This window comes from Actinokineospora globicatena (genome assembly GCF_024171945.1).
Lineage (GTDB): Bacteria > Actinomycetota > Actinomycetes > Mycobacteriales > Pseudonocardiaceae > Actinokineospora > Actinokineospora globicatena.
Window position 1 is genome coordinate 293405 of the sequence record NZ_JAMTCR010000005.1, and the last position, 20303, is coordinate 313707.

Consider the following 20303-nt stretch of genomic DNA (forward strand, 5'->3'; position numbering starts at 1 on the left):
ACCTGTGATCTTGACCCTGTCAGACCCAGCTGTTGAGCATGCTGTTGGCGGCCATCTCCAGGTACTGCCACAGCCGCGCCCGGTGCGCGTCCGAGAGGCCCGCGGCGTCCACCGCGATCCGCATGCAGCGCAACCACGCGTCGCGCTCGTTGGGGCCGATGGTGAACGGTTGGTGCCGCATCCGCAGCCGCGGGTGCCCGCGCTGGTCGGAGTAGGTGTGCGGACCGCCCCAGTACTGCATCAGGAACAGCCGCAGCCGGTCCTCGGCCGGGCCGAGGTCCTGCTCCGGGTACATCGGCCGCAGCAGCTCGTCCGCGGCGACCTCGACGTAGAACCGGGCCACGACCCGGCGGAAGGTGTCCTCACCCCCGACCGCGTCGTAGAAGTTCTCGGTGGGGGAGTCGGAGTCATGCGGTGTGCCCACGACACCCATCCTCGCGCACCGGTGGCTAGGCCGGGGCGGTCGGGGGGAACAGCCTGCCCATCGGCGGCTGGATCCCGGCTTCCTCGACCGCGCCCATGGTCCGCGCGCGCAGTGCCCGCTGCACCGCCCACTGCCTGCCCGGGCGCACCTTCACGGTCATCCGGATGGTCACGCTCTCCGGGGTCACCTTCTCCACGCCGAGCACCTCGGGGGCCTCGATCACGTCGGAGGAGAACGGTTCCTCCCCGGCGACCTCGGTGGCCACCCGGCCCAGCAGCGCGATCACCGCGTCCACGTCGGCGCCGTAGCCGACCGGGAGGTCGACCACCGCGACCGCGAAGCCCTGGCTCGAGTTGCCGACCCGCAGGATCTCGCCGTTGCGCACGTACCAGACCGTGCCGTTGACGTCGCGCAGCGTGGTCACCCGCAGCCCCACCGCCTCGATGGTGCCGCTGGCCTCGCCGACGTCGACGACGTCACCGACCCCGTACTGGTCCTCCAGCATCATGAAGATGCCGGACAGGAAGTCCTTGACCAGGTTCTGCGCGCCGAACCCGAGCGCGACGCCGACGATCCCGGCCGAGGCGATCACCGGTCCCAGGTTCACCCCGAGCTCGCCGAGCGCCATGATGAAGGCGAGCCCGTAGACGATGAACGTCACCAGGGACTTGAGCACCGAGCCGATGGTCTTGGCCCGCTGCTGGCGCCGTTCGGACACCAGCGCGCCCAGTGCCTGCGGCGCGCGTTCCTTGAGCGGGCGCAGCAGCGCGGGCGTCTTGCCCTCGCCCGAGGTCAGCCGGTCGATCAGCCTGCGCACCAGCACCCGGATCACGAACGCGATCGCGAAGATCAGCAGGATCTTCAGCGGCTTGGCGACCAGCCAGCCCGCCGACGCGGCCAGCCACTCGTTGCCGGTCAGCCGCCACACCTCCGCGCACCAGGAACCGTCCTCGGTGAGGCACTTGGGCGGCTCGGTCATGAACGGGAGTTGGGTCGGGGCCAGGGGCAACCGGATCAGTGGGGGAGTCGTGGCAATCATCGGCAGCGACGATAGCCGGCCCCGGCGAATCGGTCGAAGCGGGTGTCCACAAGCGGCGTTCACCGAGTTGTTGTCGGGTGATCCGGGACACGTCACAGAACACACGTGCGCCGCGGGCCTGGTTTGTGGTCGACTTAGGCAGCACCGGTGGAGGTGGTCGAGTGCCAGACCGACAACCGACCCGCTCCGGCGCGCCCTCGGGGCACGCGCCGGGGCCGACGCTTTGCCCGGATCCGGACGCCTCGGCGCCGGATGTGCCGCCACGCGCCCGGGCCGCCCCGACCTGCGTCCCCGTTCCGAACCTGCCCGTGCCGCCCGCGCCGTCGTGGGGCAGGCGCCGGGTGCTCTTGCTCAACACCACGTTCGAGCCGCTGACCGCGCTGTCGTTGCGCCGCGCCGTCGTGCTCATCGTCTGCGGCAAGGCCGAGGTCGTGCACGGTGACCCCGCGGGGATGGCGGTCCACTCCGCCACGTCCAGCGTGGTGATCCCGTCGGTGATCCGGCTCAGCAAGCACGTCCGGGTCCCCTACCGCGGCCGCGTCCCCCTGACCAGGGCCGGGCTGATGCACCGCGACCGCCACCGGTGCGCTTACTGCGGTGGCCGCGCGGAGACCATAGATCACGTCATCCCGCGCAGTCGGGGCGGGACCCACACCTGGCACAACTGCGTGGCGTGCTGCGCGAAGTGCAACCACCGCAAGGCGGACAAGATGTTGTCGGAGCTGGGCTGGCGGCTGCGGGTGGTCCCCACCGCGCCGCGCGGCCCGCACTGGCGACTGCTGGCAGGCGTGATCGACGCTGACCCGCTCTGGCTCCCCTACCTGGGTGAGCCCGCCGCTTGAGATGACACTACGCCGATGAACCGGCTGGTGGGCTAGGCCGCGGTGACGCGCGTGCCCGAGGTGACCCGGGTCCCCCTGGTCACCCGGGTGCCGCGCGTGACCCGCGTGCCCCTGGTGACGCGCGTGCCGCAGTCGTCCGCTCCGGTGACGCGGGTACCCCGGGTGACGCGGGTGCCGAGTTCCAGCGAGGTGACCCTGGTGCCACGGGTGACCCTGGTGCCACGCGTGACGCGGGTCCCGCAGTCCATCCCGGTGACCCGGGTGCCCCTGGTGACGCGAGTGCCACGGGTGACGCGGGTTCCGCGCGTGACCCGGGTGCCGCAGTCCATCCCGGTGACCCGGGTGCCCCCGGTGACGCGAGTGCCACGGGTGACCCTGGTACCGCGCGTGACCCGCGTGCCGTTCTCCAACAAAGAAGTCACGCGAGTGCCCCGGTCAAGGGTGGAAGTGACGCGGGTACCACGCGTGACGCGGGTGCCGTTCTCCAGCAGCGAGGTGACCCGGGTGCCCCTGGTGACCCTGGTGCCGCGCGTGACGCGAGTGCCGTTCTCCAGGACCGACGTGACCCGGGTGCCTCGGGTGACGCGCGTTCCCCTGGTCACGCGGGTCCCGCAGTCGAGGGCCGTGACCCTGGTGCCGCGCTCGGCGGCGGTGACCCTGGTTCCCCTGGTCACACGGGTGCCGCGGTCCTGCGCGGTGACCCTGGTGCCCCGGGTCACGCGGGTGCCCTTGGTGACCCGGGTGCCCCGGCCTGCCGAAATCCCCCTGGTGTCCGAGGTCACCTCCGTGCCACCCTGGGAGGTGGTGACCCACGTCGCGCGGGTCACCCGGGTGCCCTGAGCGGTGACCCGGGTTCCCCGCGTACCCCGTCGGGTACCGCCGCCCAGTTGCGTGTCGTCAGCCATTTGGGTGATGATCATTGCCGCGTCGTGGGAAGCGATGGTGTACATGGCGTGGCCTCCTGAGGGCGGTTGCGCGTCGAGAGAAGCGGAGGGGTGGTTTCGCAAGGGCCGTACAGGTGAAAGCTATGACTCGGATCGGTAACCGACAAGACGTCGGTGACCCCCAAGCGCCCCCGCCTGTGCGTTTGAGGCCATTCGCCCCTTGCTGATACGCCCAACGAGCTACGACGTCGGCCGACGCTCGGCCCAGCAGCCTTACCAGGAGAGCACCAACCGCTCACTCGCCGCGACCACCGCGGGGTGCTCTGGGAGCAGTGCTCACACCCGGTCCCAGTCCGGAGGCCGTCTCGGCCGGTCAGGGCCCTGTCGGCTACCGTATCCGCTGTGACGCTCGTCGAGACCCTGCTTGTCTTCGCGGCGATCCCGCTGGCCATCTATGGCGCGATCGCCCTACTGACACTGCGCGAGAAGTTCGCCAAGGCACCTCGGTACCGCCCCGGCCAGGACTGGGAGCACGAGCCGGTGTGGTGGACGGCGAACCCGGCAGGTCTGGGCGCGAGCCACCACGGCTCCGCCGAGACCGGCGCGACCCCGGTGCACACAGCCAAGGGAGGAGCCCGCGGTGGCTGGTGATCTGGTCCGGCACGAGCCGGACGTCTTGGTCGAGGACCCCGAGCACGGCTACGGCGCCGTCCGCACGATCAGCGGGCGCGTGTCGGTGGCCAAGCAGCACCAGGCCCCGGCCCCCGGCCTGCCGTTCTCCACGGTCGCGCTGACCCGCCTGGACGAGGCGCTGACGCTCTCGTCGCGGGCGACCGGCATCGGCTTCAGCGTGTACCTGGGCGACCTCGGTGCCGACACCAGGGCCCGCGCCGAGGAGCTGCACGCGGCCATCGGCGCGCACTCGGCCGAGTCGGTGCTCATCGCCGTCTCGCCCGGCCAGCGCCGGGTGGAGATCGTGACCGGCACCGAGTCCGCGCGCAGGCTGACCGACCGGGGCTGCAACCTGGCCGTCATGAGCATGGTCGCCTCCTTCAAGGAGGGCGACCTGGTCGGTGGCCTGGTCAGCGCCCTGCGGATGCTGGCCGACCAGGCCGGGCACGCCCCCAAGCACTAGGACCTCGACGAGAAGGGCCCCGGACCGCACTGGTCCGGGGCCCTTCTCGTCAGCTCACTTGCCGTAGAGGTCCCGCTGCTCGAAGAGGACCTCGCCGTCGTGCGCGTACAGGTCCTCCGGCCACTCGCCCTCGTCGGGCCCGAGGGTGTCCTCGCGGTCGACGACGACCACGCTCGCGCCGACCGGCCGCAGTCCCTCGACGTCGCCGAGCTTCGGCCACCCGTCCGCGTGCCCGATTTGGTACAGAGCCCGCCCGAGGTGGCTCACGTCCTCGGCGGCGGTGGCTTCATCGTCATCCGGCCAAGACCGCAGGTAGGCAGCGCGACCGGCGGCCATCACCGCTTCCGCGTCGGTCACCCGGTAGTCCTGCCGCTGCAGGATGGAGACGCCGGTCGACGGCGGCTCCTCTTCCTCTTCGTCTTCGTCGTCCTCTTCATCGTCGACGAGGTCGTAGAGGGGGCCGAGCGGGAAGGTGGTGCCGGTGTACTCGAACTGCGCGTCCGCGTACGCCAAGAGCGCGGGCAACAGCTGGTCGCCCGCCGTGAACACCTTCTCGGTGTCCTTCTCGCTCGTCCCCGCCGCGACCGCCTCCGCGTGCGCGGTGATCGCGGCGGTCAGCTCCGCGGCGGCGGCGCGGACCCGCGCCGCCCCGTCCGGGGTCCAGGGGATGAAGTCGTCCTCGTCGTCGCTCACGAGCCGTCGAACTCCCGGGCCGCGAGCGCGCGCACGATGCCCGCGCGGCCCTCGGAGACCAGGCGGCGCAGGGCGGGCGGGTGCTCACCGGTGAGCCACTCGTCGGCGGAGGCCACCGTGTCCGGGTGCACCGCCCAGGCCGGGAACAGCCCGAGCGCGACGGACTGCGCCCGCTCGCTGGAGCGGCGCGCCCACACCCCGGCGACGTCGGCGAAGTACCGCGGCGCGTAGGAGCGCAGCAGCGGCCGCTGCGCCGGGTGCGAGAAGCCGCCGATGATGGCCTCGTTGATCGCGTTGGGCAGGTCGTCGTCGTGGATGGCCCGCCGCCACGCCTCCGCCTTGCCCTCCTCGGTCGGCCGCAGCGACCGGGACCGCTCGGCCTGGCGCTGGCCCGCCGCGGTGGAGTCCCGCTTGAGCTCGGCGTCGATCTCGTCGTCGCCCGCCGCGCCGTGCGCGACCAAGGCGTGCAGCAGCCGCCAGCGCAGGTCGGTGTCCACGACCAGGCCCTCGAGCTCGGCCGAGCCGTCGAGCCAGCCGCGCAGCACGCCCAGCTTGGTCTCGTCGAGCACCGCGCCGGTCAGCGAGTTCACCAGCGCCAGCTGGTGGTCCGAGCCCGGCTGCGCGGCCAGGGCCAGCTCCAGCACCCGGTCGGTGAACTGCTGCCAGCCGGTCGGCGCGAAGGCCGGGTCGGCGTAGGAGGTGAGCGCGGTCTGCGCCTGCAGCAGCAGCCGCTGCACCACGCCGACCTCGGTCTCGGCGTCGAGGCCGTGGCAGACCAGGGTGACGAAGTCGCGGGCCTTGAGCTCGGCCTCGCGGGTCATCTCCCAGGCCGCCGACCAGCACAGCGTGCGCGGCAGCGGCTCGGTGATGTCGCCGATGCGGTCGATCAGCGTGGTCAGCGACCCCGGGTCCAGCCGCATCGTGCAGTAGGTCAGGTCGTCGTCGTTGACCAGCACGAGCTTGCCCGCGTCGATGCCGACCAGCTCGGGGACCTCGGTCAGCTCGCCGTCGACGTCGATCTCCACGCGGTGCGTGCGGACCAGCTTGCCGACGGTGTCGGTGGCGTCGTCGTACACGCCGATGGCGACCCGGTGCGTGCGCAGCTCGCCCTTGCCCGGCTTGGCCCCGCCCTGCAGGACCGCGAACTCGGTGAACTTGCCCTCGGCGTCGACCTCGAAGCGGGCGCGCAGCGAGGTGAGGCCCGTGGTCTGCAGCCACTGCGCGCTCCACCAGGACAGGTCCCGGCCGGAGGCCTCCTCGAGCGCGGCCAGCAGGTCGGCCAGGGTGGCGTTGCCCCACGCGTGCTTGCCGAAGTAGACCCGCAGCCCGGACAGGAAGTTGTCCAGGCCGACGTAGGCCACCAGCTGCTTGAGGACCGCGGCGCCCTTGGCGTAGGTGATGCCGTCGAAGTTGACCTCCACGGCCTGCACGTCCGGGATGTCGGCGGCGACCGGGTGCGTGGAGGGCAGCTGGTCCTGGCGGTAGGCCCAGGACTTCTCGATGTTGGCGAAGCTGGTCCAGGCGTGCTCGTACTCCGTCGCGCTGGCCTGCGCCAGGACGCTGGCCCAGGTGGCGAACGACTCGTTGAGCCACAGGTCGTCCCACCAGCGCATGGTGACCAGGTCGCCGAACCACATGTGCGCCATCTCGTGCAGCACGGTCTCGCACCGGCGCTCGTAGGCGTAGCGGGTGACCCGGCTGCGGAAGACGTAGTCCTCCAGGAAGGTCACGCAGCCCGCGTTCTCCATGGCGCCCGCGTTGAACTCCGGCACGAAGCACTGGTCGTACTTGCCGAACGGGTAGGCCACGCCGAAGTTGTCGTGGAAGAACGCGAAGCCCTGCTTGGTCTCGGTGAACAGCCGCTCGGCGTCCATGTGCTCGGCGAGCGAGGCGCGGCAGTAGATGCCCAGCGGGATCGTGCCGTGCTCGTCGCTGAACTCGTCGCGCCACTCGGCGTAGGGGCCCGCGACCAGCGCCACCAGGTATGTCGAGATCGGCTTGGTCGTCTCGAACACGTGCCGCGCGGTGCCCTCCACCCCGTCGACGTCGGTGATCGACGCGGCGGCGGCGTTGGAGATGACCTTCCACGAGCGCGGCGCGGTGACCGTGATCGCGTAGGTCGCCTTGAGGTCGGGCTGGTCGAAGCAGGCGAACATCCGCTTGGCGTCGGCGGTCTCGAACTGCGAGTACAGGTACACGCCCTTGTCGACCGGGTCGACGAAGCGGTGCAGGCCCTCGCCGGTGTTGGTGTAGAGGCAGCGGGCGACCACGGTCAGCACGTTGCTCTCGGCCAGGTCGACGAGCTCGACGCCGTCGTCCTCGCGGTAGCCGGAGACGTCGATGGGCACGCCGTTGAGCTCGGCGGAGACCACCGACTCGGCGACGACGTCGATGAACGTGCGCGCGCCCACCTCACGGCTGGTGAACCGGATGGTGGCGGTCGAGGCGAAGGTCGTCTCGCCTGGCTGGCCGACGCCGTCGGTGAGGTCCAACTCGACTTCGTAGGACTCCACCTCCAGCAGCGCGGCGCGCTGTTGGGCTTGGTCTCGGGTCAGGTTGGGGGCGGCCACGGCGAACACCTCGGCGAACTCGTCGGTCGGACTGGGGCGGGGGGACTGCGGGCACTGCCAGGACACGGGCGGGTGATCTCCCCGTCGTGGCCTGATGGTGACTTGGCACTGGGTGGAAACTGGCTGGAGCTGACTGGCGACTCGGTGCTGACAATCGCATCCAATCACGCTCCGGGGCCCGGCGGTGCCCCCATCCTCGGGGAAGCATTCCCAAGCGGTCCGCGTTGCACCGGCGGGGGAGGCCGCGCGCACCCGACGCACGCGGCGAAGATCCAACTCTGGAGACGTTTGATGACCGCAGCACAGCACGCCGACTCTGGGAACAAGACCAAGGTCGACTTCTACTTCGACCCGATCTGCCCGTTCGCCTGGATCACCTCGCGCTGGATCCTCGAGGTCGAGCGGCACCGCGAGCTCGACCTCCGGTTCCGGGTGATGAGCCTCTCGGTGCTCAACGCCGACAAGCCCGACCTGCCCGAGCAGTACCGCGAGCTGCTCTCCCGCGGCTGGGGCCCGGTGCGGGTCGCCATCGCCGCAGCCCAGCACCACGGCGAGGAGGTCCTGCGCGACCTGTACACCGCGCTGGGCACCCAGATCCACAACAAGGGCGTCAAGGACTACACCGAGGCGATCGCCGCCGCGCTGGCCGAGGTGGGCCTGCCCGCCGAGCTCGCCGAGGCCGCGACCAGCACCGAGTACGACGAGGCGCTGCGCAAGTCGCACCACGAGGGCATGGACCCGGTCGGCCAGGAGGTCGGCACCCCGACCATCCACATCGACGGGGTGGCCTTCTTCGGGCCGGTCCTGAGCGAGATCCCGCGCGGCGAGGACGCCCTGCGGGTGTTCGACGGCGCGGTGGCGCTGGCCAGCTTCCCGAAGTTCTTCGAGCTCAAGCGCACCCGCACCGGTGAGCTGAACTTCAACTGACCCGGTTCGCCCACCCGGGTCTCGTCCGCCCGGGCGGGCCATCCGGCCGTGCGCGGGCCGCCGTGGATGTGACACCCTGACCCCGAAATCGTCAGCAGGTGTCACAAGTGGAGGTCCCATGGCTGCCCCCGTCACCACTCGCGCCGGTCACGTCATCGGCGGCGCGCTGGTCTCCTCCGCCGGGGAGCGGATCGAGGTGGTCAACCCCGCCACCGAGGAGGTCATCGGCACCGTTCCGGCGGGCACCGCGGCCGACGTGGACACCGCGGTGGCCGCCGCGGCTGCGGCGTTCCCGGCGTGGGCGGCCCGTGACCCGCGCGAGCGGGCCGCCGTGGTGCGCCGGGTCGCCGAGGGCCTCGTGGCCAGGCGCGCCGAGATCGCCGCGCTGATCACCGCCGAGATGGGCTCGCCGATCGGGTTCGCCACCAAGGTCCAGGCGAGCCTGCCCGCCGCGACCACGGCGGGCATCGCCGACCTGCTCGAGGGCGGCTACGCCTTCACCGAGGAGATCGGCAACTCCCTGGTCGTGCGCGAGCCGATCGGCGTGGTCGGCGCGATCACCCCGTGGAACTACCCGCTGCACCAGATCGCCGCGAAGGTCGCCCCGGCGCTGGCGGCGGGCAACGCGGTGGTGCTCAAGCCGAGCGAGGTCGCCCCGCTCAACGCGAACCTGTTCCTGGAGATCCTCGCCGAGGCGGGCGTGCCCGACGGCGTGGTCAACCTGGTGCACGGCACCGGCCCGGTCGTCGGCGCCGCGATCGCCGGGCACCCGGGCGTGGACATGGTGTCGTTCACCGGGTCGACCGCGGCGGGCAAGAGCGTGTCCGCGCTGGCCGCGCAGACCGTCAAGCGCGTCGCGCTGGAGTTGGGCGGCAAGTCGGCCAACGTGGTGCTCGACGACGCGGACCTGGCCAGGGCGGTCAAGATCGGCCTGGCCAACACCTACATCAACGGCGGCCAGACGTGCACCGCGTGGACCCGCCTGCTGGTGCCCGCCGACCGGCACGACGAGGCCGTGGAGCTGGCCGTCGCCGCCGCCGCGAAGTACACCGTCGGCGACCCGCTCGACGAGTCGACCCGCATCGGCCCGATGGCCTCGGCCGCCCAGCGCGACCGCGTGCTCGACTACATCCGGATCGGGGTCGAGGAGGGCGCGACCCTCGCCCACGGCGGCACGACCGACGGCCTGCCCGAGCGCGGCGCCTACGTGCCCGCCACGATCTTCGCCGGGGTCCGCTCCGACATGCGGATCGCGCAGGAGGAGATCTTCGGCCCGGTCCTGTCGATCCTGCCCTACGCCGACGAGGACGAGGCCGTGGCGATCGCCAACTCGACCGTGTACGGCTTGGCGGGCGCGGTGTTCGGCGCCGACCAGGACCGGGCGGTCGCGGTCGCCAGGCGCTTGCGCACCGGCCAGGTCGACGTCAACGGCGGCGCCTTCAACCCGGTCGCGCCCTTCGGCGGCTACAAGCAGTCCGGCAACGGCCGCGAACTCGGCCGGTTCGGGTTGGAGGAGTTCCTGGAGGTCAAGTCCATCCAGCTCTAGCGGCTAGGCGCTGTCCTGCAAGTCCGGCACGCGCTATCCGCGCCCGCCTAGGCGACCCGTCCCCGCTCTAGCGCCGGACGGGTCGCCTCCGCCGGGTACGGGCTTTGCGCTACCGCCTCGTCCACGCTGAGCGTCCCACTGCGCACGCCGTCGAAGAGGCTTGCCACGACCGCTAGCTCTGCCCGCTGGCCGCGCACGAAACCCGGGTCGACCGGTTCCCCGTGTCCCGGCACGATGATCCGCGGTCCCAGGTCCAGTAAGACGTCCAGAGCGGCAGGCCACTCCAGCGGATAGCCGTCCTTGCCGATCGACGGCGGCGCGCCCTGCTCGACGGTGTCCCCGGCGAACACGACGCCGTCGTCGGACACGTGCACCAGGACGTCGTTGTCGGTGTGGCCGCGCCCGGGGTGCACCAACGTGACCGAACGGCCACCGAGGTCCAACTCGACGTGGTCGACGACCTCGTGCGTGGGGCGGACGACGCGCGCGGCCAGCAGCCGGTCGGCGAGGTCGTCGCGGCCGGACTCCCGGTACCGCTCGGCCCACGACTCGGCCTGGTCCCGTGCGTGGCCGTCGATCTCGGCGGTGCAGCGCGGGTGCGCCCACACGTCGGCGCCGGGGAACGCGGCGGTACCGAGGAAGTGGTCCCAGTGCGCGTGCGTGATGACCACTGTCCACGGTAGAGCGGTGATCTCCCGCACCGCCGCGGCCCACTCGGCACCGTGGTGCTCGTCGGTGCCGGTGTCGACCACAAGACACCGGTCGTCGCCCACCACCAGCCCCAGCGTCTGGTCGAGTTCGGCGTAGCGGCTGGCGAACACCCGGTCAGCAAGTTCGATCCATCGCATTACGGGTTTCTACACGATCCCGGGCAAACCGCCTGTAACCCCGACCACGCCGCCCGCGCCCGGTTGGGGCCCGGCCGCCGTCTGATGGCACACTCAGCGCCGTGCGCGTTTACCTGGGATCCGACCACGCGGGCTTCGAGCTGAAGACCCACCTCGTCGAGCACCTCACCGCAGCGGGTCACGACGTCGTCGACGTCGGCCCGCACGCCTACGACGCCCTCGACGACTACCCGCCGTTCTGCGTGGAGACCGCGCGCCGCGTGGTGGCCGACCCGGGCAGCCTCGGCGTGGTGCTCGGCGGTTCCGGCAACGGCGAGCAGATCGCGGCCAACAAGGTGCCCGGCGCCAGGGCCGCCCTCGCCTGGAGCGTGTCGACCGCGCGGCTGAGCCGCGAGCACAACGACGCCCAGCTCATCGGCGTCGGCGCCCGCCAGCACAGCACCGAGGAGGCCACCGCCATCGTGGACGCCTTCCTCGCCACCCCGTTCTCCGGCGACGAGCGCCACCAGCGCCGCATCGACCTGCTCACCGAGTACGAGCGCACCGGCGAGCCGCCCGCACTGCCCGCGTGATCCTGTCCTTCTGTCGCTCGATGGGGTGAAGTTCGCGTGCCCGAAGGGCATACGCTGCACCGGTTGGCACTGCTGCACCACAAGGCGTACGCCGGGTCTCCTGTTCGGGTGAGCAGTCCGCAGGGGCGGTTCTCGGCTGACGCGTCGCTTGTGGACGGTTCGGTGCTCGAGGCCGCCGAGGCGCACGGGAAGCACCTGTTCCACGTGTACGGGCCGGATCGGGTCGTCCACGTCCACCTGGGTCTCTACGGCACGTTCACCGATGGTGAGCCGCCCGTGCCCGAGCCGGTGGGGCAGGTCCGGATGCGGCTGGTCGGCGGTGCACAGTGGACAGACCTGCGCGGGCCGACCCGCTGCGAGCTGCTGACCGATGTCGAGGTGGACGCCCTGCGGGGGCGCCTAGGCCCTGACCCGTTGCGCGCCGACGCCGAGCCGGAACGGGTGTGGGAGCGGATCTCCCGGTCCCGTTCATCGGTGGCGGTGCTGCTGATGGACCAGTCCGTGATCGCGGGCGTCGGCAACGTGTACCGGGCGGAGTTGCTGTTCCGCCACGGCATCCACCCGTCCGTGCTCGGCCGCGACCTCGACCGGGCGCTGTGGGACGAGATGTGGCCGGACCTGGTCGCGCTCATGGAACTGGGCGTCCACAGAGGACGGATCGACACCGTGCGCGACGAGCACCTGCCCGAGGCGACCGGCCGCGCGCCCCGCCAGGACCGGCACGGCGGCGAGGTCTACGTCTACCGCCGCACCGGGATGCCCTGCCTGGTCTGCGGAACCGCCATCCGCACCGAGGTCCTGGCGGCGCGCAACAACTACTGGTGCCCGACCTGCCAACCGGCCTAGATCCGCGGGCCTAGAAGAAGTCCCCGCCGCCGAAATCGCCGCCGCCGAAGTCGCTGCCACCACCGAAATCGCCGCCGTAGTCCCCGCCGCCCGCGTCGCCGTAGTCACCACCGGCGTCCCCGCCCGAGTCGGCGATCGCGTCGGCCTGGCCCGCGTCGTAGCCGGACTCCCACGCCGCCGCGTCCGGGATGCCCGCCATGCCGGTGAACATCGCGTCGAACAGCAGCACGGTGCCGATGCCCCACGCGCCCGCCACCAGCGCTGGCTTCCACCACGGCTCGCTGTACCAGCCCTGCGGCACCGGCCTGCCCGCCACGCGGCCACCGGGGTAGTAGTGCGGCGTCCCCCGACCGGGCATCGGCGACGCCTCGTACGCGTGGCCCTCGACGAGCACCCTGCGGTCCTGCTCGACCTTGCCCGCGCGCTGCTGCTCGGGGTCGGCGGGCAGCTCGGGACCGGGGTCGAGGCCCATCGCCAGCCGGGCGGCGCGCACGTAGTACAGGCCCTCCATCGCGGTCTTGGTGACCAGCCTGGCCTGCTCGACCGTGCCGGCCTGCTCCATCTGCGACCCGGCCGCGGTGTAGCGCTCGGCGGCGTCGGCGATGGCCTGCTTGGACGGCTCGTCGGTGCCGGTCAGGTTCATCACCTGGCCGCCGAGGCGTTCCACCCAGCGCCGCGCCTCCGCCTTGGCGTCGTCGAGCTGCCGGGCCCGGGTGGTGCGCTGGTTGCGCAGCAGCACCGCGACCAGGGCCACGAGGAGGATGAGAACCACCACGATGAAGCCGCCCATTGTGCCTCCTTCGTCCGCTTGACCCAGACAACGCGAGACGCGCCCACCGTGGTTCCCGGCTATCGCTCAGAACACCTCGCGGCAGGACGGCTCGCGGTCGGCGAGCATCGCGTTCGACAGCGCTGTGGTGGCTCCGGTGGTGTGTTCGCGGACCAGGCCTGCCGCGGCTAGAGCGCTCAACCGGGTGCCTCCTAGGTAGGCCGCGCCTAGATCACGGATATCGAGTTCTAGGTCCGGTACCGCCTCGGTGCTCGCCACGGTCATCTGACCACTGTTGGCGGAGAGGTGCCATCGGCCGGTGTTCCACGGGCAGAAGGGGTCCTCTAGCTCGACTACGACGTCTATGGGGGTGAGGTACCGGCGCAGCGGTAAGGCTGCGGCGACGTCGACCAGTCGGATGTGCAGGGCGGGGAGCCGCTTTCGTAGTGCGACTCGGGTGTCGGGTAGGAGCAACGCGAGCGGGTCGTCTGGGTCGCCGTCGTAGTGGATGGTGCGCACGAGGTCGATGTCGAGCAGGTAGCGCCAGAGGTCCGCGGTTGCCTGGGGTGTGGTCGCGATGAACTCGTGCACGTCCAGCTGCCCCTGGGGGCCGGTGTCGTTCCACACCGGTTTCGCCCGGTAGGTGGCGTAGCCCGCGGGGTGCACAGCGAACCTCAGTGGGCTGCGGCCCGCCTGCACCCTGGTCGAGTCGAAGAGGTGGTGGTCCCAGTTGCCGTCGGTCCGGGTCAGCGCGCCGACCCGGTGCTCGGCGTACCGCTCGTACAGGGCGCGGATGACCGGAATGGCCTCGTCCCTGGGTAGCTCCCGCACCAGTGACGAGTCCGCGGTGACGCCTGGGCGGAACGCGATCCTGGTCGGCAGCGTGTAGCGGGTCAGCTCGGTCGCGACGCCGTAGCCGAAACGGCCGTAGATCGCCGCTTCCGACGCCCACAGCGCCGACACCACCGGACCCGACCGCGGCAACGCGGCGCGCATCAACCGGGTCAGCAGCCCGCGCCTGCGGTGGTCTGACGCGACCGCGACGGCCGTGACCGCGCCCACCGGGACCGAGGCCCCGCCGGGCACGCACAGGCTGCGGGCCTGCACCTGCGCTGTACCGACCTGTTGCTCTTGTGCGAAGGCCCCGAGGTTCACCGACCCCGCGAGGAGCCCGGCCCCCCGGGCGGTGATGTCGTCCTCGCTGCCGTCGACCAGGAAAGCCCTGGCGACCATGGGGGAAGCGGCGACCATCTCCTCGGGCGTCAACTCTCGGACGGTGTAGGTGTCCACCGCCGGGTGTCTACGGCAGATCCCCGGGCGTCGCCAGGGACTTCCGGGCCGCGTGCGGGCGGGCGGTCCGGGTCGGTACCCGCGCCGCCCACCCGGGTGCGACCCGGTGTGGCGGGATGTGGGCGATCAGGGGAAGTAGGGCTCACCGTCGAGGCCGTGCTCGACGACCAGCCGGGTGGCCTCGGTCACCGCGAGCTCCGCGAGCCGCTCGGGCTCGAGCCACGCGGCCCGCGCCGACGAGAGCCGACCACCCACCGGGCGGCCGCGGAAGCACACCGCGAGTTCGGTGCTCCACGGCTCGCTGTCGTCGTTGAACACCCCGACGAGGCCGGTGATCTCCACCCACACCCCGGTCAACTCCTCGACGGCCCGCACGGCCGCCACCGGGAGCGCCTCCGTGGCCGGTTGCGGCTTGCCGGGCAGCCGGTACCCGCCGTCCGCGCGGACCATCAGCACCAGCCCCGCGTCGTCGAGCACCACCACCCCCGCCCCGACCACGGTTCTCCGAACGGACAGGGACATGTCTAGGTCGAAATAGCCGGATTGCGACATGGCTCCTGCCTACCGAACAAGTGCTCACCGGCACCACGGCCGTTGACCCGTTCTTCGCGCCCATGACCGAAAATCACCCGCCTGGCTGTGGCCCACACCACACCCCCCGACGATTCGACGGCGACCGTCGCCCCTTCCCACCGAAACGTGGGCTGGGAACGATCCCAACTAACGAAAAGCGGCCAGACCTGATAAGGCCTGACCGCTGTACGAGGGTATCCACGTCCCACACCCGGAACCACCCGCGCCGCGGGGGTCCGGGGGGTCGCTCCCCGGGAATCATGGCGAGACCGACCGGCTCGCGATCTCCGCGAGCACAAATCAACCCCGATCGAGCGGGCGACGGGAATCGAACCCGCGTAGCTAGTTTGGAAGACTAGGGCTCTACCATTGAGCTACGCCCGCGTACGTGTCTTGGGGGACCACGCGTGAAACAGCCTAGCGCCTCCCGCTAGGCTGGTGGCACACACCCCGGGCTGTGGCGCAGCTTGGTAGCGCATCCGCTTTGGGAGCGGAGGGTCGCAGGTTCAAATCCTGTCAGCCCGACAAGGGGCTCTGACCACTGGTCAGGGCCCCTTTTTGGTTCTCGGGGGGCTGGCGCGGTGGTCGGTGACACTCCGCTTGGGAGGTCTGTACGTGCCGCCCCGAGCCGCTCGCTTCGCTCACCGCCGAGTGGGCTCGATCACTGCGAGCCCGGGGGCGAGGCTCTCGCGCCCCCTGTGGCCTGCCGGGCTGCCTGGGGCGGATGCGGCCGGGCCCGGCCAGTCGCCCAGCGCTGCCAAACCACTGTGGTTGGTCGTCGCCAAATGCTCGCCGGGTATGGCCGTCCGCAGCAGCGGGAGGTGGAACCCTGGTCGGCCTTTTCGATGTACGACTTCAGCCCGAATGCGCCGAGAAACAGTGCTCATCCGCGACGGAATGGCACGCCTTGGCCCGATGAGAGGCGCTACCGATAACGATAGTCTGGCACGTCCGCGGCACCCTGGTTGAGCAGGATGAGGAGGAGGACGGCACCCGCGGCGGGCAAGATGATCAGGGTCCAGATGAGGACCAACTTGATTGCCCTGAGCTGAACCAGCACGTGGTACAGGGCCTGCGCCTGAGCGGCCTCGACGTCCGGAGCGGCGTTGATGAACTGCTGCCAGCGCAGAACCGCTTTCGGGGTGTTGACCTTGCTGCTGTCGAATTCCGAGAGGACGTACTCAGCCACGTCAGGCCCCGTCCTGCTGCTGGGCCAAGAGCCGGTTCTGCTCCGCGAGCAGCTTGTTCTGCCTCTTGAGCTGCTTGCCGTTGAGCTTGGTGTTGCGGGCGATGCGTTCCTTGTCGGAGCGGAAGTCGACCATGCCCGCGGTCGAGATGCTGGTTATCTTGCGGAACAAGCCCATAGGTGCCTCCTGCGGAGTCGGGTCGACTTGCTGATCGACTTCCACCCTCTCCGCGTTACTCGTACACGCACGACAGGTGTCACCTTGTCGAGAGCGTGAGACATTTGCGCTGGTTGGATGGTGTTTGCCACCAATAGGGCAATGTGTGCGCGAGGCGCATACCGGCCGGGCGGTTGAACGTGCTGCGGTGGTCCGCATTTGGTTGGCCGGCATTGACCACCCGCTGCGCCGTGGTGTGGATTGTTACCCCGAGGTGCGAGTTCGTAGTCGCGGACCTCGGAGAATTGGCACCCAACTCGATGGCCTGACTGCCTCAACGGGCCGTGCGCGCCGTCTGGGCGGGAGGTCGCCGTCGCGTTGAGGTGATCAGGGTGGCGCTGATGGTCAGGATGCCCGCACCTAGGACTGACCAGCTCGTCACGCGAGTGGTCGCGAGTTCATCGGCGCAGTTCCGGCGCAGGCCAAGGGGAACGCTATCCGCGACACCGGACGCCGTGTTCCCGCACGGCTGTGGGATGCCCGCGACGTTGGGCGTGCTGGCGGGCGCGAACATCAACACGGCACCTGCGATCAGCAACAGGACGCCAGTCGCGATCAACACGACCGCGAAGCGGGGCAGGCTGAGCATGATCGACACATCGGGTGACCTGGGAGGCCTGTTACCCCAGCGCGATGATCCAAGCAGCGCGTTCGTGGAGCGTCTGGTGCCTCCCTCGTCGAGGGCAGGAGGTGTGGCCCGGAGGGCAGGGGGTGGCGGGGCGGGAGGTCGCTTCCCGTCGTTGTCCGCCTGCCCCCTGCCGGGTCGGGGGAGGGGGAGTTAGCAGTCGCGGAGTTCGGGGGATTGGTTGAGGAGTTGGCCGCGGGGGGAGATGAAGGCGCGGTAGCGGTCGCTGTCGACGGCGGAGGGGGTGAAGGCGGCGACGCGGTGGCAGTTCTGGAAGGCGAGCTTGACGCCGAAGTGGCGTTCCAGGCCGCCGCGGATCGCGTCTGAGGCCAGGGCGCGCAGGAGTTGGCCGCGTTCGGTCTCGCTGGGCGGCGGGACCTCGTTGTCGGCGAACCCGGACGCGTCGACCGAGGTCGCGACCGAGGAGATCACCTCCCAGGCGTAGGGCAGCGAGTCGCGGACCACCGCGACGAAGTCCGCGTCGTCCACCGCACCGGCTTCGGCGCGCGCCAACAGGTCGGCGGGCACATCGAGAGACATCCGCACCTCCAGGTCAAGGCGGCGGGAAGGGAGCCGCGGGTATTGCGTACCGCGTTCGTTGAACACCGGACAAGACCCGCCACCGGTTCGGCCCAGCGATCACCCGCTCGCCGCTTGCCCGTCACCTGTGCGGCCCGGTACGAGCAGGGGGGTGAAACTCGGAGTGTTCCTCCTCGCCGCCCGGTTCCCCGGTCAGAGCGATATTGATGCCCTGAAGCGCACTGTTGACGTTGCCGTCGCCGCCGATCAGGCAGGCCTATCCAGCGCCTGGGTCGCCGAGCACCACTTCATGCCCTACGGCACCTGTCCCGACGCCACGACTCTTGCCGCGCACCTGCTCGGTCGCACTACCCGCATCGACGTTGGGACAGCGGTAAGCGTCCTGTCGACCGCGCACCCCGTTGCCCTAGCCGAGCGCGCGCGGCTCCTCAGCGTCGTCAGCGACAACCGCTTCCGCTTAGGCGTAGGGCGTGGCGGCCCGTGGATGGACCTAGAGGTGTTCGGTTCCTCCCTAGAGCGCTACCAACACGGCATGCCTGCCGCGCTCGACCTCCTCCTCCGGGCCCTGCGCGACCCATCCGTCGAAGGTGACGCTGACTATCCATTTCGGTCAGTCCCGCTAGTCCCGACACCGCTCACCCCGCCGTCGGTCCACGTCGCCTGCACCTCCCACGCCACCGTCGAACTAGCAGCGGCTCGCGGCCTCCCGATGCTTCTAGGCATGCACATGTCCAACGAGCAGAAGCGCACGTTCGTGGACCACTACGGGGCACAAGGCGGCCCTACCGACGCCGAGCACGTCTCCGCCATCGCCGTCCACGTCGCCGACACGCGCGAAGAGGCCGTCGCGCAGGTCATGGCTACGGCCCCCGGTTGGCTTACCGAAGGCCTGGCCGCCTACATCCGGGTCGACGGCGGCCCAGGTCCCGACCGAGATCCAGTGGCGTACGCCAGGCACCTGTGCGACCTTCACCCCGTCGGCGATCCCGCCCACTGCGCGCGTGGACTGCGGGAGGCCGTGACCACCTCCGGGATCGACCACGTGATCGCGATGGTCGAGCTGACCGGCTCCCCTGACCACGCGCTGCGCACCATCGGCGCCCTCGCGGCGGCGCAGGCGACCCCACCCGGTCCCGACCTGGGCAAGCTCGCCTAGACTCGGGGGCTGATCCAGGCCGCGCGTGTCCGACCGGGCTGGACCGAGGGACCCGTGAGGGTCCCCGTCACCGCAGCAAGAGGGTGCCCGTCACCACAGCAAGGCCCAACCGCAGTTGTCGTAGACAGTCGCACGAGGAGAACACGTTGAAAAGCACCGTCGAGCAGCTGAGCCCGACGCGGGTCCGGATCAACGTCGAGGTGCCGTTCGACGAGCTCAAGCCGAACTTCGACCGCGCGTACCGCAAGCTCGCCAGCCAGGTCCGCATCCCGGGCTTCCGCCCGGGCAAGGCCCCCGCCCGCGTCATCGAGTCCCGCATCGGCCGCGCGCCGGTGCTCGACGAGGTGGTCAACGAGGCGATCCCGGCCAAGTACATGGAGGCGGTGACCGCGGGCGAGATCAAGGCCCTCGGCCAGCCCGACATCGAGGTCACCAAGCTGGAGGACGGCGACCACCTGGCGTTCACCGCCGAGGTCGACATCCGCCCCGACATCACCGTGCCCGCCTTCGGCGAGTTCACCGTGACCGTCGACGACGTCGAGCTCGCCGACACCGAGGTCGAGGAGCAGCTCGACGAGCTGCGCGCCCGCTTCGGCACCCTGACCGGCGCCACCCGCCCGGTCGAGGACGGCGACTTCGTCGCCATCGACCTCTCGGCCACCGTGGACGGCGAGGAGGTCGAGGACGCCAAGACCAGCGGTCTGTCCTACCAGGTCGGTTCCGGTGAGCTGATCGACGGCATCGACGAGGCCCTCATCGGCGCCTCCGCCGGTGACACCAAGACCTTCACCACCGCCCTGGTCGCCGGTGAGTTCGCCGGTCGCGACGCCGAGGTGTCGGTGACCGTGCAGTCGGTCAAGGTCCGCGAGCTGCCCGAGGTCGACGACGAGTTCGCCCAGCTGGCCAGCGAGTTCGACACCGTCGAGGAGCTGCGCGCCGACCTGCGCGAGCGGCTCGAGCGGGTCAAGCGCATGCAGCAGGGCGTCCAGGCCCGCGACAAGGTGCTCGACGCGCTGCTCGACGTCGTCGAGGTCCCGCTGCCGGACAAGGTCGTCGAGGCCGAGGTGTCCTCGCGCCAGCACGACGCGGTGCACCCGTTCGACCACGACGAGGAGAAGCTCAACGCCTACCTCGCCACCCAGGACAAGACCCGCGAGGACTTCGACGCCGAGGTGCTCGCCGAGGCGGAGAAGTCGGTCAAGACCCAGCTCATCCTCGACGCCATCGCCGAGTCCGAGCAGGTCTCGGTGACCGACGCCGAGCTGACCGAGCGGATCATCTACCAGGCGCAGCGCTTCGGCATCAGCCCGGACGAGTACGTGCAGCGCGCGCAGCAGTCCGGCCAGCTCGGCGCGATCTTCGCCGACGTCCGCCGGGGCAAGGCGCTAGCCTCCGTGGTCCGCCAGGCCGACGTGGTGGACGCCTCGGGCAACAAGGTCGACCTGACCGAGCTCTTCGGTGCGGCCGAGTCCGACACCGCGGCCCCGGCCCCCGAGGCCGCCGACGCCCCGGCCGAGGAAGTCGCGGCGCGATAGCCACCCGGACGGGTGCAGTGAGTGTGACGCTCTGAGCGAAAGTGGGCGGTGTCGGGAAGTCGGCGCCGCCCGCCTTCGTTACTGTC

Annotated in this window: 22 protein-coding genes, 2 tRNA genes and 1 pseudogene; 10 read left to right on the forward strand and 15 right to left on the reverse strand. The window is 70.8% G+C overall.

Annotated elements, in window-relative coordinates; genetic code table 11:
* Positions 1-19: 19 nt before the first annotated feature.
* Both LV79_RS24945 and LV79_RS24950 read right to left on the reverse strand, forming a co-directional pair.
* Positions 20-433: a globin gene (locus LV79_RS24945; protein ID WP_253840668.1), complete on the reverse strand. Its 414-nt coding sequence runs from the start codon at positions 431-433 to the stop codon at positions 20-22.
* Positions 434-449: 16 nt separating this feature from the next.
* Positions 450-1463: a mechanosensitive ion channel family protein gene (locus LV79_RS24950; RefSeq protein WP_253840669.1), complete on the reverse strand. Its 1014-nt coding sequence runs from the start codon at positions 1461-1463 to the stop codon at positions 450-452.
* A gap of 161 nt (positions 1464-1624) precedes the next feature.
* Between LV79_RS24950 and LV79_RS24955 the strand changes: the two genes are divergently transcribed.
* Positions 1625-2305: an HNH endonuclease gene (locus tag LV79_RS24955; RefSeq protein ID WP_253840670.1), complete on the forward strand. Its 681-nt coding sequence runs from the start codon at positions 1625-1627 to the stop codon at positions 2303-2305.
* Positions 2306-2337: 32 nt separating this feature from the next.
* On the opposite strand, the gene LV79_RS24960 is transcribed toward LV79_RS24955, so the two are convergent.
* Together LV79_RS24960 and LV79_RS34850 are read right to left on the reverse strand one after the other, a co-directional pair.
* Positions 2338-2634: a hypothetical protein gene (locus tag LV79_RS24960; RefSeq protein WP_253841192.1), complete on the reverse strand. Its 297-nt coding sequence runs from the start codon at positions 2632-2634 to the stop codon at positions 2338-2340.
* 165 nt (positions 2635-2799) lie between these two features.
* Positions 2800-3087, reverse strand: a pseudogene (locus LV79_RS34850) (hypothetical protein); the annotation flags it as partial.
* A gap of 504 nt (positions 3088-3591) precedes the next feature.
* On the opposite strand from LV79_RS34850, the gene ctaJ reads away from it, so the two are divergent.
* Positions 3592-3840: an aa3-type cytochrome oxidase subunit CtaJ gene (gene ctaJ, locus LV79_RS24965; RefSeq protein ID WP_253840671.1), complete on the forward strand. Its 249-nt coding sequence runs from the start codon at positions 3592-3594 to the stop codon at positions 3838-3840.
* Positions 3830-4324, forward strand: a complete 495-nt coding sequence (locus LV79_RS24970) for a DUF5130 family protein (protein WP_372495451.1) — start codon at positions 3830-3832, stop codon at positions 4322-4324. Before ctaJ ends, LV79_RS24970 begins: the two co-directional genes overlap by 11 nt.
* 54 nt (positions 4325-4378) lie before the next feature.
* Here the strand turns inward: LV79_RS24970 and LV79_RS24975 are convergent, their stop codons facing one another.
* A complete protein-coding gene (locus LV79_RS24975; protein ID WP_253840672.1) occupies positions 4379-5017 on the reverse strand; it encodes a hypothetical protein in 639 nt (212 codons plus the stop codon).
* On the reverse strand, positions 5014-7587 hold the full coding sequence (gene pepN / locus LV79_RS24980) for an aminopeptidase N (RefSeq protein ID WP_253841194.1): 2574 nt from the start codon (positions 7585-7587) through the stop codon (positions 5014-5016). The genes LV79_RS24975 and pepN overlap by 4 nt, the downstream gene beginning before the upstream one ends.
* Before the next feature lie 291 nt (positions 7588-7878).
* On the opposite strand from pepN, the gene LV79_RS24985 reads away from it, so the two are divergent.
* Positions 7879-8514: a DsbA family oxidoreductase gene (locus LV79_RS24985; RefSeq protein WP_253840673.1), complete on the forward strand. Its 636-nt coding sequence runs from the start codon at positions 7879-7881 to the stop codon at positions 8512-8514.
* Positions 8515-8632: 118 nt separating this feature from the next.
* A complete protein-coding gene (locus LV79_RS24990) occupies positions 8633-10060 on the forward strand; it encodes an aldehyde dehydrogenase family protein (RefSeq protein ID WP_253840674.1) in 1428 nt (475 codons plus the stop codon).
* 47 nt (positions 10061-10107) lie between these two features.
* Here LV79_RS24990 and LV79_RS24995 read toward each other — a convergent pair whose 3' ends face one another.
* Positions 10108-10908 carry an MBL fold metallo-hydrolase gene (locus LV79_RS24995; RefSeq protein ID WP_253840675.1) on the reverse strand — a complete coding sequence of 267 codons (801 nt, stop codon included), beginning with the start codon at positions 10906-10908 and terminating at the stop codon, positions 10108-10110.
* A gap of 101 nt (positions 10909-11009) precedes the next feature.
* Between LV79_RS24995 and LV79_RS25000 the strand changes: the two genes are divergently transcribed.
* Positions 11010-11480: a ribose-5-phosphate isomerase gene (locus tag LV79_RS25000; protein WP_253840676.1), complete on the forward strand. Its 471-nt coding sequence runs from the start codon at positions 11010-11012 to the stop codon at positions 11478-11480.
* A gap of 36 nt (positions 11481-11516) precedes the next feature.
* A complete protein-coding gene (locus LV79_RS25005; protein ID WP_253840677.1) occupies positions 11517-12326 on the forward strand; it encodes an Fpg/Nei family DNA glycosylase in 810 nt (269 codons plus the stop codon).
* Positions 12327-12336: 10 nt separating this feature from the next.
* Here the strand turns inward: LV79_RS25005 and LV79_RS25010 are convergent, their stop codons facing one another.
* From LV79_RS25010 to LV79_RS25025, 4 genes are all read right to left on the reverse strand, one after another.
* Positions 12337-13116: a hypothetical protein gene (locus LV79_RS25010; protein ID WP_253840678.1), complete on the reverse strand. Its 780-nt coding sequence runs from the start codon at positions 13114-13116 to the stop codon at positions 12337-12339.
* A 66-nt stretch (positions 13117-13182) separates the two neighbouring features.
* Entirely contained in the window at positions 13183-14385 is a 1203-nt protein-coding gene (locus tag LV79_RS25015; RefSeq protein ID WP_253840679.1) for a GNAT family N-acetyltransferase, read from the reverse strand.
* Positions 14386-14511: 126 nt separating this feature from the next.
* Positions 14512-14907, reverse strand: coding sequence for an NUDIX hydrolase (locus tag LV79_RS25020; protein WP_253840680.1), 396 nt, complete (start codon positions 14905-14907; stop codon positions 14512-14514).
* Between the two features lie 364 nt (positions 14908-15271).
* A tRNA-Gly gene (locus tag LV79_RS25025) sits at positions 15272-15342 on the reverse strand.
* 67 nt (positions 15343-15409) lie between these two features.
* Here LV79_RS25025 and LV79_RS25030 point away from each other — a divergent pair.
* A tRNA-Pro gene (locus tag LV79_RS25030) sits at positions 15410-15483 on the forward strand.
* Between the two features lie 400 nt (positions 15484-15883).
* Here the strand turns inward: LV79_RS25030 and LV79_RS25035 are convergent.
* The 4 genes from LV79_RS25035 to LV79_RS25050 form a co-directional block, all read right to left on the reverse strand.
* A complete protein-coding gene (locus LV79_RS25035) occupies positions 15884-16147 on the reverse strand; it encodes a hypothetical protein (RefSeq protein ID WP_253840681.1) in 264 nt (87 codons plus the stop codon).
* 1 nt (position 16148) lies between these two features.
* On the reverse strand, positions 16149-16322 hold the full coding sequence (locus LV79_RS25040) for a hypothetical protein (protein ID WP_253840682.1): 174 nt from the start codon (positions 16320-16322) through the stop codon (positions 16149-16151).
* A 313-nt stretch (positions 16323-16635) separates the two neighbouring features.
* The gene (locus LV79_RS25045) at positions 16636-16950 is read right to left on the reverse strand and encodes a hypothetical protein (protein WP_253840683.1); all 315 of its coding nucleotides are present in this window, start codon (positions 16948-16950) and stop codon (positions 16636-16638) included.
* Positions 16951-17139: 189 nt separating this feature from the next.
* Positions 17140-17526 (reverse strand): SCO5389 family protein, encoded by a 387-nt coding sequence (locus tag LV79_RS25050; protein ID WP_253840684.1) that lies wholly within the window; start codon positions 17524-17526, stop codon positions 17140-17142.
* A gap of 151 nt (positions 17527-17677) precedes the next feature.
* Between LV79_RS25050 and LV79_RS25055 the strand changes: the two genes are divergently transcribed.
* Together LV79_RS25055 and tig are read left to right on the forward strand one after the other, a co-directional pair.
* The gene (locus LV79_RS25055; RefSeq protein WP_253840685.1) at positions 17678-18682 is read left to right on the forward strand and encodes an LLM class flavin-dependent oxidoreductase; all 1005 of its coding nucleotides are present in this window, start codon (positions 17678-17680) and stop codon (positions 18680-18682) included.
* A 146-nt stretch (positions 18683-18828) separates the two neighbouring features.
* Positions 18829-20217 carry a trigger factor gene (tig, locus tag LV79_RS25060; protein WP_253840686.1) on the forward strand — a complete coding sequence of 463 codons (1389 nt, stop codon included), beginning with the start codon at positions 18829-18831 and terminating at the stop codon, positions 20215-20217.
* Positions 20218-20303 lie beyond the last annotated feature (86 nt).